At 71.9% G+C, this 15625-nt stretch carries 13 protein-coding genes; 3 read left to right on the top strand and 10 right to left on the bottom strand.

All coding sequences use genetic code 11. From position 1 onward, the window contains the following. Nucleotides 1-392: 392 nt before the first annotated feature. The 3 genes from AB8Z75_RS00730 to AB8Z75_RS00720 form a co-directional block, all read right to left on the bottom strand. Entirely contained in the window at nt 393-1742 is a 1350-nt protein-coding gene (locus AB8Z75_RS00730) for an SPFH domain-containing protein (RefSeq protein ID WP_369199342.1), read from the bottom strand. After that, nucleotides 1739-3475, bottom strand: coding sequence for an SPFH domain-containing protein (locus tag AB8Z75_RS00725; protein ID WP_369199341.1), 1737 nt, complete (start codon nt 3473-3475; stop codon nt 1739-1741). Before AB8Z75_RS00725 ends, AB8Z75_RS00730 begins: the two co-directional genes overlap by 4 nt. Before the next feature lie 264 nt (nt 3476-3739). Next, nucleotides 3740-4108, bottom strand: coding sequence for a hypothetical protein (locus AB8Z75_RS00720; RefSeq protein ID WP_369199340.1), 369 nt, complete (start codon nt 4106-4108; stop codon nt 3740-3742). Nucleotides 4109-4200: 92 nt separating this feature from the next. Here AB8Z75_RS00720 and AB8Z75_RS00715 point away from each other — a divergent pair, with 92 nt between their 5' ends. Further along, nucleotides 4201-4599: a GntR family transcriptional regulator gene (locus AB8Z75_RS00715; RefSeq protein ID WP_369199339.1), complete on the top strand. Its 399-nt coding sequence runs from the start codon at nt 4201-4203 to the stop codon at nt 4597-4599. Nucleotides 4600-4737: 138 nt separating this feature from the next. Here the strand turns inward: AB8Z75_RS00715 and AB8Z75_RS00710 are convergent, their stop codons facing one another. From AB8Z75_RS00710 to AB8Z75_RS00685, 6 genes are all read right to left on the bottom strand, one after another. Next, complete coding sequence (locus tag AB8Z75_RS00710; RefSeq protein ID WP_369199338.1) at nt 4738-5889, bottom strand: DUF1648 domain-containing protein; 1152 nt, start codon at nt 5887-5889, stop codon at nt 4738-4740. 365 nt (nt 5890-6254) lie between these two features. Beyond that, nucleotides 6255-7049, bottom strand: coding sequence for a trans-aconitate 2-methyltransferase (locus tag AB8Z75_RS00705; RefSeq protein WP_369199337.1), 795 nt, complete (start codon nt 7047-7049; stop codon nt 6255-6257). Between the two features lie 55 nt (nt 7050-7104). Then, nucleotides 7105-8712, bottom strand: coding sequence for an ABC transporter ATP-binding protein (locus tag AB8Z75_RS00700; RefSeq protein WP_369199336.1), 1608 nt, complete (start codon nt 8710-8712; stop codon nt 7105-7107). After that, complete coding sequence (locus tag AB8Z75_RS00695; protein WP_369199335.1) at nt 8709-9665, bottom strand: ABC transporter permease; 957 nt, start codon at nt 9663-9665, stop codon at nt 8709-8711. Before AB8Z75_RS00695 ends, AB8Z75_RS00700 begins: the two co-directional genes overlap by 4 nt. Before the next feature lie 98 nt (nt 9666-9763). Further along, nucleotides 9764-10711 carry an ABC transporter permease gene (locus AB8Z75_RS00690; RefSeq protein ID WP_369199334.1) on the bottom strand — a complete coding sequence of 316 codons (948 nt, stop codon included), beginning with the start codon at nt 10709-10711 and terminating at the stop codon, nt 9764-9766. After that, complete coding sequence (locus tag AB8Z75_RS00685; RefSeq protein ID WP_369199333.1) at nt 10712-12250, bottom strand: ABC transporter substrate-binding protein; 1539 nt, start codon at nt 12248-12250, stop codon at nt 10712-10714. A gap of 190 nt (nt 12251-12440) precedes the next feature. Here AB8Z75_RS00685 and AB8Z75_RS00680 point away from each other — a divergent pair, with 190 nt between their 5' ends. Beyond that, on the top strand, nt 12441-12908 hold the full coding sequence (locus AB8Z75_RS00680; protein WP_369199332.1) for a GNAT family N-acetyltransferase: 468 nt from the start codon (nt 12441-12443) through the stop codon (nt 12906-12908). Nucleotides 12909-13100: 192 nt separating this feature from the next. Here the strand turns inward: AB8Z75_RS00680 and AB8Z75_RS00675 are convergent, their stop codons facing one another. Beyond that, nucleotides 13101-14225 carry an FAD-dependent oxidoreductase gene (locus tag AB8Z75_RS00675; RefSeq protein WP_369199331.1) on the bottom strand — a complete coding sequence of 375 codons (1125 nt, stop codon included), beginning with the start codon at nt 14223-14225 and terminating at the stop codon, nt 13101-13103. A gap of 335 nt (nt 14226-14560) precedes the next feature. On the opposite strand from AB8Z75_RS00675, the gene AB8Z75_RS00670 reads away from it, so the two are divergent. Beyond that, complete coding sequence (locus tag AB8Z75_RS00670) at nt 14561-15112, top strand: putative immunity protein (protein WP_369199330.1); 552 nt, start codon at nt 14561-14563, stop codon at nt 15110-15112. Nucleotides 15113-15625 lie beyond the last annotated feature (513 nt).

The raw sequence follows: 15625 nt of genomic DNA, 5'->3' as shown, positions 1-15625 counted from the left end.
CCGGACGTGAGGAGTATGCCGTCGCTGATCACCACGCCGAGGCCGAACAGGGTGACGCCGACAGCCAGGGACGACCAAGCGGCACCGCGCCGGTACTCCCGTGGCCGGCCATGACTCCCTCCCCCCTCCCGCTCCCGCACTGTCCCCACAGCGGCGACGCACGACAGCAGCGGTGGCCATCGGCCCGCGGCCCAGGAGAGCCGGTGCCGACTCCCTCTCCACGATCGTGCGGCCTCGCAGCTGCCGCCATCCGCAGTGGCACCCATTCCCCGGGGTGCGGAGGCTGTACTTGTGCCGGTCGTCGGCCCCGCGGCCGGCCGGCAGCCCGACGCCCCCTGCTCCAGCGAAAGCAGGGGGCGTCGGGAACCGCGTGGGTGGGGTGTGGTCAGGGGTTACTTCCGCTGCCACACGTCCGAGAGGGCCTCGTCCACGGCCGCGGGGTCGGGCCCGGAAGGCGCCTGCGGAGTGCCGCCGCCCGGCAGTTGGGTGAGCCGGGGCAGCAGCTGTGCAGCCAGCAGCGTGGCCAGCGCGGACGTGTCGCCGCCGGCGGAGCCGTCCGTGCGCAGCACCACCGGCTGCGGGGCCTTGCCGGCGAGCTCAGCGCCCACGTCCAGCCTGCGGCGCGCCAACTCGTACTGCAGCACCGCGCGGTTGTCGCGGTAGGCCTGCGCGAGGGTGCGCTGGGCGCGCGCCTCGTTCTCGGCTGCGATCAGCCCGCTGCGGCCTCGCGTCTCGATCTCGAAGCGCACGTTCTGCGCCTCGGTCTCCTGCTCCTCCAGGAGCTGCGCGACCTGCTCGCGCGCCTTGTTGAGCGCCGCCTTCACCTCGACGATGCGCGCGTCCCGCACCTTCTTGGCCCGCTCGATGTCCATCTGCAGGCTGTCGATGCGACGCTTGCGCGAGAGCCCCCACTCCTGCTCGTACGCCGTGGCCTCCTTGGCGACCCGCTCCCGGGTGGCCAGGTGCTGCTGGTACTGGGCGGGCAGTTGCACATCGGGGATGTTGGCGCCCGTGATGCGCACGCCGTAGCGCGACAGCTGCCGGTTCAGCAGTTCCTGCATGTCTGCCACGTCCGAGCCGCGCAGGTCGTACGCCTGCTCGGTGCGCACACGGCGGCCACGCTGCCGGATGGCGTCCTGCACGGCGTTGGACAGGACGAGGTCGAAGTTGCCCGCGCCGATGGTGCGCACGAACAGCACCGCGTCCGTGATGCGGAACTTCAGGAAGAACTCGATGGCGCGCAGCGGCACGTTCTCCCGCGTCGGGCAGGCCACCACCGGTGCCGAGTACGGGATCTCGGTTGCCGTGTCCACCACGAAGTCCACTCGCGACCAGGGATGCCACAGGTAGTGCCGCCCCGGGTCCAGGGTGCGCGTGATGGCGCCGTACCGGGTCAGGATCCCGTTGGTGCCCTGCTCGATCTCCACGATCGAGGAACGCCACCACCACAGCGCCCCGACGACGAGGAACAGCAGTCCGCACACGAAGGTGACGGTCGCGAGCGTGTCGAACACCTCGCCCGCGGTGCCGTCCGGAGCCTGCACGGTGGCCATGGCGCCGCTGGTCACGGCGAGCAGGCCGAGCCAGAACGGCACCATCCACCACACGCGGCGACGGTGCTTGGGGATGATGACGGGGACGAGCGTGCCCGCCTCGCCTCCGCGCAGAAGTTGCGGAATGTCGCTCCAGGGCGCCACCTCCTCGGAGATGACGGACCTGCGGCTGCCCACCGCCGTGCTCATTCTGACTCCCCCCAGACATCGTCGCTCGGCCCGAAGGGACCGTCGGCGCCCTCCCCGGCACCGCGCCCGCTCCGCTCATCCGCGGGACGCTCGTCACTCCCCTGGCTTCCACCGCGCTCGCCGCGTGGCCCCGCGCCCGCGGGCGGCGGCGCCCCACCTCCGCCCACCTGTGCGGGCACGGTCGGCTGGTCGGCCTCGCGCAGGGCGCTGATCTCCGCCTCGCGTTCCTCGATACGGGCGGACACCTCGGCCAGCCGCGCGCGCACGGCTGCCATGTCCTCCTGTGAGAACAACTCTCCGCCCCGCTCGCCGACCAGCTCGCGGGCGAGCGCCAGGAAGTCCACGCCGACAGCGCCTTCCGCGCCTGCGTCCGCACCCCCTATCCGCACCAGCCGAGGCAGGTGGTCGGCGACCTTCTCCAGGGTGTCCAGCACCTGCTGCTGGTAGCGGTACTCCAGGATCTCCGGCGCCTCGGCAGCGGTGACCGCGCGGATGTCCAGCGCCTGCGCTTCCAGCAGCGCCGCGTTGGCCTTCGCCTCGGACTCCGCCTGCACGTAACGCTGCCTCGCCAGCGCTCCGGCGCGATTGGTCTCGCGCTCGACGGAGGTGTCCATCTGCGCCTGGTACTGCGCGATCTCCGCCTGGATCGCGGACAGTTCCTCCTGCTGGGAGGCCAGCTCCTTGGTCAGGTCGCCCTCGTCCTGTTCCTTGCGCAGCTGGAGCGCGTACTCGTGCGTGTACGCCTCCTTGGCGACCCGCACCATCTCCGGCGAGGCCAGGTCCATGCGGTATCCGCGATCCGAGGGTTCGGCGTGTGTGATGTTGGCGTTCGTCAGCTCGACAGCGGGCCGGAACTGCTGGTTGAGCTGCTCCAGCAGCCTGCCGGTGTCCTCGCCCACCATGTCGTAAATGCCCGCGGCCTCCTGCTCGTAGATGAGGCTGCGAATGGTCTCGCTCACCGCGTTGCTCAGCTTCTCCTCGAAGCCGCGCACCGCACCGAGCGTGTAGACGAACTCCACCGGATCGCTGATCCGGAACTGGATGAACAGGTCGATCGACGCCTTCACCCCGCCCCGTGTCGGCGCCTCGCGCACGGGTGCGTTGAACGGGTACTCACGCGTGGTGTTGATGATGTACGAGACGCGTTTCCACGGGTTGAGCAGGATGACCCGCCCCGGGCCCACCACCGCTTCCAGCTTTCCGAACCGGGTGATCAGCGCGTGGCACCCGTCCGGCACCATCACCATGCCCTGCCGCCACCACACGAAGGCCACCGCGCCGAGGGCCAGCACCCAGTAGTGGATGCCGAACAGCGGATTGAGCAGCCAACTGCTGTCGGTGAACGCCGAGATGACCGAGGTGACCGCCACACCGATGACGCCCACGACGAGCAGCATCGAGACCGGCAGCATGGTCATGAACGAGCGCCCACGCGGCAACACCATCGGACAGATGCGGTGCACCTGTTCCAGCCCGTCGCGCTTGAGCGCGCTGTGGTTCAGTTCCTCCCCCGCCTCGTCGAGCGGCACCGTCTTCTGTTCCATGACGGTGTCGATGGAACCGCCCTGTTCGCGCGCAGCGGGGAAATCCGAGGGATCCATCCCGTCTTCCCGGCGTTCCCCTTCGGGGGCCGCGCCGCCGGCCGCGCGGCGCACCTCCCCCTCGACCGCCTCGCGCGCGTCAGCGCCTTTGGTCACGGCCCGTGCGACTCTGCGCACACTCTCCCGTGCCACACAACCCCCTTGTTCACGTGGGACGCGTGTCGCACGCCCCCGTCGCTGTGCATCTGTGAGGCCCTCGCCCGCCCGTAACGCGGAGAAATAAAGGAAACGTCAAGGCCCCCGGTATGCGGCTGCTTCCCCGTTGCCGGCGGTTAACACATACACCGCTCCCGCAGCAGGTGTCACACCTGCCCAGACGCACTGCCGCGCCGGCTCGACTTCACGCCGTCGGACGGTCCCGCGGCCTCCGCGGGACCGTCCGGCCTGCCGCCCGGGTCACGTCGCACGCCCCGCGCCGCGAGCGATGTCCCTGGCGAGCTGCGAAGCGTCGCCGAGGGAGACGACGATCTCGTCGAACTCACCGCCCGCGGCCGACCTGTCGAGCAGGACCCGCACCCCGGGCTCGCCGCGCCGGGCGGAGACCAGTTGACGTGTCCCGGTGAAGACGCCCCACACACCGACCTTCGTGAAGAAGGACTGATACCCCTTGCGGCCTCCGCGCGTCGCGCGCAGCGGTCGCTCGACGCGCTCGACCTCACGGACGGCCGCCAGCGGAACGGTCACCGATCGCCTGCGGACCCACACGCTCTCCCGGCTGCTGAACTCGACCGTCAGAGAATCCCGCTGCACCTTCATCACTGCCATGGACGCTCTCCCCCTCTCCTCCGGCACCTCGGAGCGGGCGCCGCCCCGATGAGCGCCTGTTCTAGTACATGTATAACAGATAGGGTGTGCTGGTGCACCTAGTACTCGACCTCGACAGTGAGGTGCCGATCTACCAGCAGATCCGGGACCGTGTGGTGGAAGCCATCGCCGAGGGCCGGCTGGCCGGCGGCGCCTCGCTGCCCTCGACACGACAGCTGGCTGTGGACCTGGCCATCAACTTCCACACCGTGAACAAGGCCTACGACCTGCTGCGCCGCGAGGGGATTATCAGGATCAACCGCAAGAGCGGAGCCGTGGTGCGCCCCGACGCGGGCCAGGGTCCCGCGGACGTGGAGGGGGCCGCACACTGGGAGCGGCGGGCGCGCACGCTTCTCGCCGAGGCCGTGGTGCGCGGGATCCCTCGCCACGAGGTCGTCGACCGTGTGCGGGCGGTCCTGGACGGCTTCGAGGCGGCGGAGGAAGCCGGCTGAACGGCGCGGACGCGTACCGCACGAGGCGGTGCGCCGCTGCGCCGAGCGCGTGGGCGTCAGTGGCCGCGCGCGCCGGGCATGGGGCCCTCGGGGGCGCAGCGGTGAGCCGGACCGCGGGGGCGTTCCGTGCCGGTGCTCTCAGACGAGCAGGCCGACGGTCGCGAGGGCGGCGGAGCCGAGAGCGACCAGTACGACGATCACGCCGGTCAGCGCCCGCGGATTGCCGACGTTGACGGTCCAGCCCATGCCGACGCGGCGCGGCACGAGGACCGCCGGGTCACCCCCGTTGGCGTAGACGAGGCCGCCCGCATGCCAGTACCGGTCGTCGTCCCGCTGCACGAGCCCGGTGGCTTCGTCCTCCGGCCCTTCGGCAAGCCGCTGACCTCCGGGCCCGACCCGGACGACGAACCCGGCGACGATGCCGAACGTGACGAGGGCCGGGATGCCGACCACGGCGAACAGCAACGCCGTGGAACGCTCACCCGACCACACCATGGCTGACAGGCCCAGCAGCATGGTGTCGACCACCGCGCAGAGCGCGAGCAGGGCGCGGGAGCAAGCGGCCAGGAAGCGACGGTGGCGTGCCGCACCAGCCACCGGTCGTGCGGCGTCCAGATCAGGGCGCGCGCGCAGCATGGCGGCGACCAGGACGAGCACCGCCGCGGTGGACACGACCTGCCCGAACACCGGGCTGAAGGCCGTCCAGAAGGTCGTGGCGACCTCGTAGTAATGCGTTCCCTCGCCCGTACGCGTCGGTACGGCCAACGTGTCGGGCAGCTCCGGGTAGGCGGCAGCGCCCACCGCGGCGGTGGCCGCGATGACGAGGTACGAGGGGACCGACCACGCCCACGGGACGCCCACCGGATCGGTGCGCAGCGAGGTGTCGGCCACCGCCCCCTGGCGCAGCCCCGCGTACCACTGTTCCCGCTTCTTCGTCTCGGCCAAGGCCCGATGGGCGCGCAGCCACAGCACGGCGGCGAGGGCGCACAGCAGCATTCCTGTCACCAACCCGGCCGCGACGCTGTCGAGGAGCGCGCCCAGACCCGCCGCTGCCGCCGTGGCGACCGCGGTGGCCCACAGCACCGTCGCGCGGTACTGGCGGCGCACGGCACCGATCTGTGGGTCCTCGGCGCGGCACGGGGGCACCCGGACACCGAACGGCACGGTTCCGGGGTTCAGCAGCGCGCTCGGCGCCGCATAGAGGGCGGCACCCAGGAGCAGGAGCAGGCCGGCGTTGAGTAGCGAGCTGACGAGCACGGCATCCACCTGTTCCGTTGAGTACCGGATCATTCGGCCCTACCGCGCTGCGGGCGTCACCGGTGACGCGGGGCCTGGGCAGTTGGGGCCGGACCGGGAATCCGCCAGGTGTCCCTCCGGGCCGGTTCCTCTCCCTTCAGCAGCGTAACCGCGCGCGCGGGGGCCCGCCACGAGTGGCCACGGCCTCAACCGGGCTTGTTCCGCGTGGGTTTCAGCCGGCACGTGCAGGTCGGGGTCGCGGACGCGTGCACTTCGGGGTCGCGGACGCGTGCAGTTCAGGGCCGAGGACACGTGCAGGTCGGGAGTGCGGACACGTGCGGCTCTGGGGCGCGGACGGGACACCCCGGCCCGGAAGCCAGCCGGCGGACCCGTGTCTTGCCTCCCGGCCTCTCCGGTACTCAGCGCAGTGCGGCCAGAACGGCGTCGCTCGACGAGCACCACACGCGGCGTGCCTCATCGAAGCCCGCCGCGCGCAAGGCGTCCAGGTGCCAGGCCGTGGTGACGGGGCGGTCCTCGCGGATCTGACCGTCGCCCCCGGGCTTGGGCCGGCGCGGGTCGTCGAACAGATCGAACCGCCGACGGGCTTGTTCCGCGAGGGCGGGGTCCTGCGCGACCCGCGTCCACCACGAGCGCCAGTCCTGCGCACCCGCCGCACGCTCACGCTCCTTGCGGGCGGTGTGGTAGACCTCCAGCGCGGCATTGAGCCGCGGTGCCTCGTCGTCGCGCATGTGGTCCGCGTTGAGGAACACGCCGCCCTCGCGCAGCACCTGGGCGACCTGACCGTAGACGACGCGCAGCGCGTCCGCGGTGAGCCAGTGCAGCGCCGTCGCCGTGACGACGGCATCGTAGGGGCGGAGCGGCAGCGCGTCGGGCCAGTGCGGGTCGGTCAGGTCCGCCGTCACGCACTGCACCCGCCGCTCGTCGCGGAAGGTGCCCTGCGCGAGGGACAGCAGCACTGGATCCAGGTCGAGCGCGGTGCTGCGTGCGCCGGGCAGGCGTTCCAGCAGCCTGGCGGTGATGCTGCCCGGCCCGCAGGCCAGGTCCAGCACCACGGGCTCCGGCCCCGCCACCGCCTCGACGACCTCCAGCATGACCCGGAACCGCTCCTCGCGGTCGGGCATGTACCACTCCTGCTGCCGGTCCCAGCTGGTCTGCCACGCCTGCCAATCGGTCGTGCGGGACGTCTCGGTCACTGGTGTTTCTCCTTCGTCGCTGTCGTGGGCCTGCCCTGGGCGGTGGTGGCTCAGCTCACTGGTCACTGGCTCGGTCCGGCGTCCGCCGGGACGGTCGGCTGCCGCTCGCGTCCCGACTCCGCGGCGTCCAGCCCAACTCCTCCGCGTCCAGAAGGCGCCGCGTCGCCTCGGAACCGGGCCGGGCCAGTACCTGGGCACACGGGCCGTCCTCGGCGACACGGCCGCCGTCGAGTACCAGGAGCCGGTCCGCGACGCGGCGCATCAGCCGCAGATCGTGCCCGATCCACAGCACGGCCGTTCGAGTGGCGCGCAGTCTCTCCACGTGCGCGAGAACGCGTTCGGCGGTCTGAGCGTCGAGCGCGCTGGTGATCTCGTCGCACACCAGCACGTCCGGCCGGGCCAGCGCCGCACGGGCGAACGCGGCACGTTGCAGCTCTCCGCCGGACAGCGCGCCGGGCGGCCGGGCGGCCGTCCGACGCGGTATGCCCAACTCGTTCAGCAGCTCTGCGGCCTGTGCGCGGGCAGGGTCGGCCGCAAGACCGCGCAGCCGCACGGCCGTACGGGCCACCTGGTCGAGGACGGTGCGCCGCGGGTCGAACGAATCGTGCACCTCCTGCCACACGTACTGCACCCGCCGCTTCTGTTCGGTGTCGCGGTGCACGAGCACCGGCAGAGGCGCCCCGTCGAGCAGCAGGTCGCCGCTGCGGCGCTCGTGCAGTCCTGCCAGGCACCGCGCCAGAGTGGTCTTTCCGCTTCCTGAGGGGCCCGCCACCCCGACGCACTCCCCCGCCCGAAGACGAAGGGAGACGTCGTGCAGCACCTCGTGTCCGCGTCGGCGGTGCCACGCGACGAGCGAGCGCGCTTCGAGCAGCGGCGTACCGTCCAGGCGGTCTTCCCGACTCCCCCGCACGGCGACGGGAGCGGGGAGAGCGGGCAGTACCGCCTCAGGTCTGCCACGCGCGGTGACGCGTCCCGCTTCCAGAACAACGGCGTCATCCGCGAGCGCGCGCACCATCGCGTGATCGTGGCTGAGGAGCAGCAGCGCCGGTCCCAGGCGGGCGAGCCGCGCCAGTTCGCGGGTGAGGGCCGCCCGCGTCACGGTGTCCAGGCCGGTACCCGGCTCGTCGAGAACGAGGGCGCGGGGGCCGCAGGCGAGCACCTGAGCGAGCGCCACGCGCTGCTGCTGCCCGCCCGAGAACTGGTGGGGGAAGCTCCGCAGCACCGACCGGTCGGACGGCATCTGCGACTGCTCCAGCGCCACGCGGGAGAAGGCGCGGGAAGCACCGCGTCCGCTGCCGGAGGGGGCGTGCACAGCGGCGAGTTCGGTGAGGACCGCGCCGATGCGCCGCGCCGGGTTGAGGGCGTTGCCCGGGTGCTGCGGCAGGTAAGCCACGGTGCCGCCTCTCACACCGGCCGCGTGTGCGGCGATTCCGTCGGCCCCGACGACCTCCGTCTCTCCCACCCGCACGTGTCCTGACAGCCGCACGCCCGCACCGGCCTCTCCCAGCAGAGCGAGGGCCGTGGTCGTCTTGCCGCTGCCGGACGGTCCGACGAGGGCCGTGACGCGTCCGGGCTCCATCGTCAGGTCGACGCCCCGCACGAGGGCCGTGCCGTCGGCGGCGTGAGCGGTCAGCCGCCGCACCTCGATCAGCGGGCGCGTCATGCCCGGCTCTCCTTTTCCTCGGCGGGTAGGGGGGCCCGGCGGTCGCGGACGTCGCGGTGGTCGCCGTCGTCGCGGTGGTCGCCGTCGTCGCGGTGGTCGCGTGGGTCGCCGTCGTCGCGGTCGTCGCCTGGGTCGCGTGGGTGGTGGCGGTCGCGGCGGTCGCGGCGGTCGCGGCGGTCGCGGCGGTCGAGCATGCGGTCGGCCAGAAGGTTGAGGCCGACCGTGAACATCAGCAGCATCGTGGTCGGTGCGCACACCGACCACGGTTGGACGAGCAGCGCCTCACGGCTGGCCGCGATGGTGACGCCCCAGTCAGGCGCGGTGGGCTCCATGCCGAGTCCGAGGAAGTTGGCGGCGGCGACGGTGAACACGGCGCCCGTGACGCGGGTGCCGACATCGGCCGCGACGACCGGCAGCACAGAGCCGCCCACGTAGCCCAGCTGCACCCGCAGCCGCGACTCACCCTGCATCCGCATGGCCTCCGCCACCGGGCCGGCCGCCGCCCTGAGCGCCGCCGCTCGCACGAGCCGCGCCGCGACAGGCATGTTCACCAGGGCCACCGCCATGGCGACGGCCCACGCGTTTGCGTGCCGGCCGACCCCGACAACACTGATGACCAGCAGCGAGGGAAGGGGGAGAACCACCTCGACGGGCCGCATCAGCAGTTCGTCCACCCAACGGTGCCGGCTGACGGCGGCGGCGAGTCCCACGGCGCCGCCCACCAGATAGGCCAGGGCGACCGCTCCGACGGCGGATCCGAGCGTGCTGCCACCGCCGCGCAGCAGCAGCGCCAGCACGTCGCGGCCGAGGCCGTCGGTGCCCAGCGGGTGGCGCCCGTCGAGGGCGTACGGAGCCCCCGGCCCCGAGGCCTCGGCCAGCGGCGCCAGCAGCGGCCCGAACACGGCCGTCACGACCGGGACGGCGAACAGTACGGCGGCGACGACGGTCGTCACGACACCTCCCGCGCCCTTCTTCCTCGACCTCCACGCCCTCCGCCCCCTCCCCGGGTCCGTAGCCGGTGCCGGCGCGGCCCGCGAAGCGTCTTCTTCGCTCACCTCAGCACCTCCACCCGCGGCGACAGCCGGTGGGACACCAGGTCCGCCGCGACGTTCAGGACCAACGCGACCGCCGCCAGCAGCAGCGTCAGCGCCTGGACGGTGGGCACATCACGGCTTCGCACCGCGTCGATGAGGGCGGTGGCCGCGCCGGGGACCGCGAAGACGGCCTCGACGACCAGGACACCGCCGAGGAGCGCGTCGCCGGTGCGGGCCAGTTGCTGCACGCCGGGGACGGCGGCGTTGGGCAACACGTGGCGCAGCAGGAGACGCGTGCGCGGCACACCCAGCCGACGGGCGTGCAGGGCGTAGCCGGAGTTCAGGGCGCCGAGAGTGCCGGCCCGGAACTGCCGGATGAGGTGGGAGACCGTCCGCGCCAGCAGCACGGCGACGGGCAGCACCAGCAGGCCGGGACGGGTCAGCAGGTCACCGGTCGTCGCGCCGATCCAGGTGGACGGCAGCCAGCCCAGTTTCAGCGCGAACACCGCGACGAGCGCGAGGGAGAGCACGAAGTCGGGGATGGAGCTGAGAGCCAGGGTGACGGCGGTGACCGTCCGGTCGAGCCGACCGCCCGCACGGCAGCCGGTGACCAGGCCGAGGACGAGGGCCACAGGTACCGCGATCAGCACGGTGACACCGGCCAGCAGGGCGGTGGCCCCGACGGAGTGCGCGACGATGCCGGACACGGGTTGCCCGCCCGTGAGAGAGGTGCCGGCGTCGCCGGTCACCAGGTGCGCGGCCCAGTCGAGGAAACGCTGTGCAGGCGGCTGGTCGAGACCCATCTCGTGGCGCAGCCGGGCGATCTGCTCCGTGCCCGCCTTGTCGTTGAACAGGACGTCGGCCGCGTCCCCGGGCAACAGGGAGGTCAGCAGGAAGACCAGCACCGACAGCAGCATCAACTGGACGACCGCCAGCAGGACGCGGCGCAGCGCATGGCGTGCCATTCAGTCCACCCAGACGGTGTCGAACCGTGCCCAGTCGTCGGTGTTGGGCGGTGCGGGCTTCACCCCGTGGACGGAGGTGGTGACGGCGTTGAGCCAGTCAGGGTGCCCCCACAGCACCAGTCCGCCCTCGTCTCGGATGGTGCGTTGGAGCGCGCCGTAGGCGCGGCTGCGTTCGGCCTCCCTCTTGATGCCTTGGGCGTGCACGAATTCCTCGTCGAAGTCGGGGTGCTGCCAGGCGCTGGCGTTCTGCGGAGACCCCTTCAACAGCCGCTCGGAGATGTAGGTGGGTATGGGCATGGCTCCGCACCTGTGGTTGCCGATGTCGCCGGTGGTGAGCTGGTCGGTGTTGTACGTTTCCGGCGGCCCTGAGACGACCTCGACCCTGAGCCCTGCCTCCCCGGCCATGTCGGCGAACAGATGGGCGGCGTTGACGAACCCGTCGACCACGGTGGAGGTGTAGAAGGTGAGCCGCCGGTTGAGGAGGCCGCTGCGGCGGGCGAGCCGACGCGCCTGGGCGAGGTTCTGCTCGCGCTGCGGCAGGTGGGAGGGGTAGTAGGCGTAACCCTTGCCGTACAGGTCGTTGCCGGGCTCGGCGCGGTTGCCCGAGACGACCTCGATGAGCCGCTCGCGGTCCACGAGGAGCTTGACCGCCATGGCGGCGTCGGGGTCGTCGAAAGGCGGCCGGTCGGTCTTGAGGGCGAAGCCGTCGACGCCGCTGAGCGGGGTCGACACCAGTGTGACGCGGGAGTTGCCCTCAATCAGTCGTGCGAACGTGGGGCTCATCTCGTGTGCGTAGTCGATCTCACCGGCTTGGACGGCGCTGCCGCGCGCCTCTGACGCGGCCGACAGTATCCGCAACTCGTCGAGGTACGGCGCGCCGGCCCAGTGGTCGTCGAAGCGGTGGGCGGTGAAGGAACGGCCGGCCTGGAAGGACCCGAACCGGAACGCACCGGTGCCCACCGGCTTGCGCGGGTTCTGGTAGCCACGCCGGACGATCAGCGCGCCGGTGACCGCGAGCAGCGAGGGGAACTCGGCGCTGGGTTTCTTCAACCGCAGCTCCACGGTCTCCTTGCCCACCGCGCGGCAGCGTCCGAGATCGAGGGTGGACAGCGAGTTGGCCGCGAGATGGTCGGCGGCGTTCGGGTCGAGAATGCGGTGGAGGCTGTAGAGCACGTCCTCGGGCTCCAGCCGGTGGCCATCGTGGAAGACGGCCTCCCGCAACCTGAAGCGCCACACCGTCGAGTCGCCGCTGGACTCCCAGCCGCGGGCCAGTCGCGGCACGGGGCGCAGCGTCGGACCGAGTTCCACGAGTTTGTCGAACATCGCCTTGTGGCGGGCGATGTCCACGAACTGCCGCTGCTTGTGGGGGTCGAGTGTCTCCTTCGCACCGGCGCCGGGGAAGGCCGCGCGCAGCACGCCGCCGCGCCGCGGACGGGTGGCCCCGGCCGACGCTGACCCGTCACAGCCCGACAGCAGCACCGCCGCGCAGCCGCCGCCCGCCAGCCCGAGCAGGTGCCGACGGGTGCGCTCCTCGGGCACGGAACCGCCCCCCTTATTGCGCATCATATGCAAGTGCGGATTCTGATCATTGCATCCCGCACGGACCGGGGCAAGGTGCCCAGGCCGGCGTCGTCCGGATGCGTCACGCCCCGACGGGACGCCGTTCCACGCCGTTCCACGCCGTTCCACGCCGTTGGCACGCTGCGTCCCATGGATCACGATGCATCCCATGGATGACGAGAACCCCGGCGCGCTCCACGTGGGCCGCGCGGGCGCAGCGGACTGGGCCGCGCTGGCCGCGATCGATGCCGTCGCGGCAGCAGGCGACCGCGCACGACGAGACAGCATCCCGCGCTGGTGCGAACGCGGTGTGGTCCTCCTGGCCCGTGACTCGTCCGGGCCGCTGGGATACAGCGTGCTGGAGTACAGCTTCTTCGAGCAGGGCTTCGTCACCATGCTGACGGTCGCCCCCCACGCCCGCCGAAGGGGCGTGGGAGCGCATCTCCTCGTGGCCGCCGAGGCCGCGTGCTCCACCGAGAAGCTGTTCACCTCGACCAACGTCTCCAACCACCCCATGCAGCGTCTGCTGCGACGCGCAGGGTGGCTCCCGGTCGGTCTGCTCCACGGCCTCGACGAGGGAGACCCCGAACTCTTCTACCTCCGCCCGAATACCCGACCGCACGCGGCAGGCAGTTGAACGCCGTCGGCGGCGGGCAAGCCGAGGACGTGTGCCTGCCTGGTGGAACAGCAGGCAGGGCCGCGGCCGGCCGCGCGAAGAACGCACGGCCGTGCGAGGGACGGTCGCGGTGACCGTCCCACGCACGGTGACCGAGCCGCTGAGGCGCGCAGAGCGGGTATGACCGTCACCGCGGTGGCCTCGGTCAGCGGGTCACGGGGTCCGCTCGCCCTGGGCGAAGAAGTCGATCACCTCCTGGAGCGCGGGATTGTCGGGGGTTTCGGCCTCGGCTTCGGCGACCGCGGCGCTACGAGAGAACATGGCTCGCTCATATACGGTCACGGCGGTATCGATGTCGTCGGGGTGTGCGGCGAGGGCCTCACCGAGTTCGGCACCGTCCAGCATGGCCAGATTGGCGCCCTCGCCGTTCGGGGGCATGAGGTGGGCGGCGTCGCCGACGAGGGTCACTCCCGGCACCCGTTCCCACCGGTGCCCGACCGGCAGCGTGTAGAGGGGGCGCAGGACCGGTCCGGTGTCGCTGTCGGTGATCAGGGCGGTGAGTTCCGGGGCCCAACCGTCGAATTCCCGCACGATCCGCGCGGTAGCCGAGGCGGGGTCCGTGAAGTCGATGCCCGCGAACCAGCTCTGCGGCTCGGACAGCATCACGTAGGTATGGAGGTTGCCGTCCTTCTCCCGGTGGGCCCCGATCTGCCGCTCACCCGGCTCAAGCGCGAACATCGACCCGCCACCGACCGTCTTGGCGACGGCGGGGTGCCGTGTGTCCGCGTCGAACAGGTAGGTCTCGACGAACGAGGCGCCGGTGTACTCGGGCACGGCGTCGGAGAGCAGCGGCCGGACCCGCGACCACGCACCGTCCGCACCGACCAGCAGGCTTGTGACAGCGGTGCTCCCGTCGGCGAAGGTCACCTCGTGACGGCCCGCTCCCAGACCACGCACACCGCTGACCTTGTGGCCCCATCGGACGGTGCCGTCCGGGAGCCGGTCGAGCAGCAGTTGCCGCAAGTCGCCGCGCTGGACCTCAGGGCGTCCGCCCGTACCGTCGTCGGCTTGGTCGAACAGGACCTGGCCCTCGCGGTCGAGTACCCGTGTCGCCTGCCGGCCCTCCAGGACGATGCCGTGGAACTCCTCCATCAGGCCGGCCGCTTGCACGGCCAGTTGGCCGTTGTAGTCGTGGATGTCGAGCATCCCGCCCTGCGAACGCGCCGCCGGTGAGGATTCCGCCTCATAGACGGTGGCCGGTATGCCGTGTATGTGGAGGACCCGGGCGAGCGTGAGGCCGCCGAGCCCCGCGCCGATGATCGTGACGTGACTGGTCATGCTGATCTCCTCGTTTGCCGTAGCCCTGCCGGACGGACACTCAGCAGGCTCTACGGCGAGGTTCCGCTGCCCGGTCGACAAACCTCCGACGCGCGGCCGACAGCCGGCCGACAGCCTCGACACGCGACCGACACCGCGGCGACGGCGCACACGGGGCGGGCCGTGGCCGCCGTCGTGCCGACTTCCGCCGCCACCGCCTGCACGGACGTCCGTGACAGCTCGCCCGCCCAAAGCTCCGACGCGGTCGCCCCTTGTACGCGGGCGAGCTTGGCGGTGGCAGAGGGGTGGGTGGGAGCGTTCTTCGTGTCGCGCGCACCCGTGCGATGCTCGACGCCATGACGGGAACCGTGTCCGGTGACTTCGAGCTGACCATGGACGAGCTGCGGGTCGTCGCACGCTACGTGGCGCAGACCGCCCACGAAGTCCTCCCCGTGTTCGAGAAGACCGCCCCCGGAGATTCCCGGCCCCGCGCGGCCCTCGATGCCGCGTGGGAGTTCGTCAACGGCGCGAACAGGACGAAGCTGCAGCGCGTCGCCTCCTTGGACGCACACCGGGCAGCGAAGGAAGCTCCCACCGAAGCCTCACGCCTCGCCGCGCGTGCCGCCGGAGACGCCGCGTCTGCCGCGTACCTCCACCCGATCGCGAAAGCCCACCAGGTCGGTCACATCCTGCGCGCCGCCGCGAGCGCGGCACGTATCGCCGAAATCGGCGCGGGTGGCGATCCCGAAGCCGGGAACAGGGCGATCGAGCAGGCCCGGCAGCGCGCCACACCGGCCTTGACCGAGGTTCTTCATCGGTTCCCCCCGGCACCGGCCGGCACGAACCGTGTCGCACGGCTGATGGCCGCACTGGACGCTTCACTGCGCGCCGGGCCGGGCAAGTCCTGAACGGTCTCCGCGGGCCTTCCGGCAGCGGGTCGACGCATAGACCCAGGCGCTGGAGGAGCGCCATCCAGGCGCTGGAGCAGTGCCCTTCGGCCATCGCTTCGCAGGTCGGCGTCTGCCCGAGCGCCACGCCCTCGACGAGACCGGCGCCCTCGGGGATCCGACGGCCCGAGCCGTGTCAGCGCCGGCGGCGGTGATCCGGCCCTCCGGGCGGCGGCCGAAACGCCGTGCCGGTGCGCCGGCGGGCCACCCGGATGCCGCGCATGACGAACTCGCAAGGGGCCAGGACGTACCGCCCGTCGGGCGGGCGGCTTCCTGCCCGTTCACGGGCGGCTTCCTGCGCGTTCAGTGCACTGGCTGCCGGTCCTCGCGCGGACCGGGGGCTACTCCGGCGCGTGCGCACGGCGCGGTGAAGACGGCCTCCACCTTCTGCCACAGGGCCCGGCGGGGGAAAGGCCCGGACGCCCGAGGCGTCCGGGCCGGTGTGCCCTCGTCAGTACCAGTACCAGCGTCGGG

This window comes from Streptomyces sp. PU-14G (genome assembly GCF_041028275.1).
Classification (GTDB): Bacteria; Actinomycetota; Actinomycetes; order Streptomycetales; family Streptomycetaceae; genus Streptomyces.
This window is presented reverse-complemented; position numbering and strand designations above follow the sequence as displayed.

Excerpts from the sequence above, each read along its gene's own strand:
- AB8Z75_RS00670 (WP_369199330.1), top strand. The coding sequence starts at position 14,561 with ATGACGGGAACCGTGTCCGGTGACTTCGAGCTGACCATGGACGAGCTG.
- AB8Z75_RS00730 (WP_369199342.1), bottom strand. The coding sequence starts at position 1,742 with ATGAGCACGGCGGTGGGCAGCCGCAGGTCCGTCATCTCCGAGGAGGTG.
- AB8Z75_RS00680 (WP_369199332.1), top strand. The coding sequence starts at position 12,441 with ATGGATGACGAGAACCCCGGCGCGCTCCACGTGGGCCGCGCGGGCGCA.
- AB8Z75_RS00690 (WP_369199334.1), bottom strand. The coding sequence starts at position 10,711 with ATGGCACGCCATGCGCTGCGCCGCGTCCTGCTGGCGGTCGTCCAGTTG.
- AB8Z75_RS00675 (WP_369199331.1), bottom strand. The coding sequence starts at position 14,225 with ATGACCAGTCACGTCACGATCATCGGCGCGGGGCTCGGCGGCCTCACG.
- AB8Z75_RS00700 (WP_369199336.1), bottom strand. The coding sequence starts at position 8,712 with ATGACGCGCCCGCTGATCGAGGTGCGGCGGCTGACCGCTCACGCCGCC.
- AB8Z75_RS00720 (WP_369199340.1), bottom strand. The coding sequence starts at position 4,108 with ATGGCAGTGATGAAGGTGCAGCGGGATTCTCTGACGGTCGAGTTCAGC.
- AB8Z75_RS00710 (WP_369199338.1), bottom strand. The coding sequence starts at position 5,889 with ATGATCCGGTACTCAACGGAACAGGTGGATGCCGTGCTCGTCAGCTCG.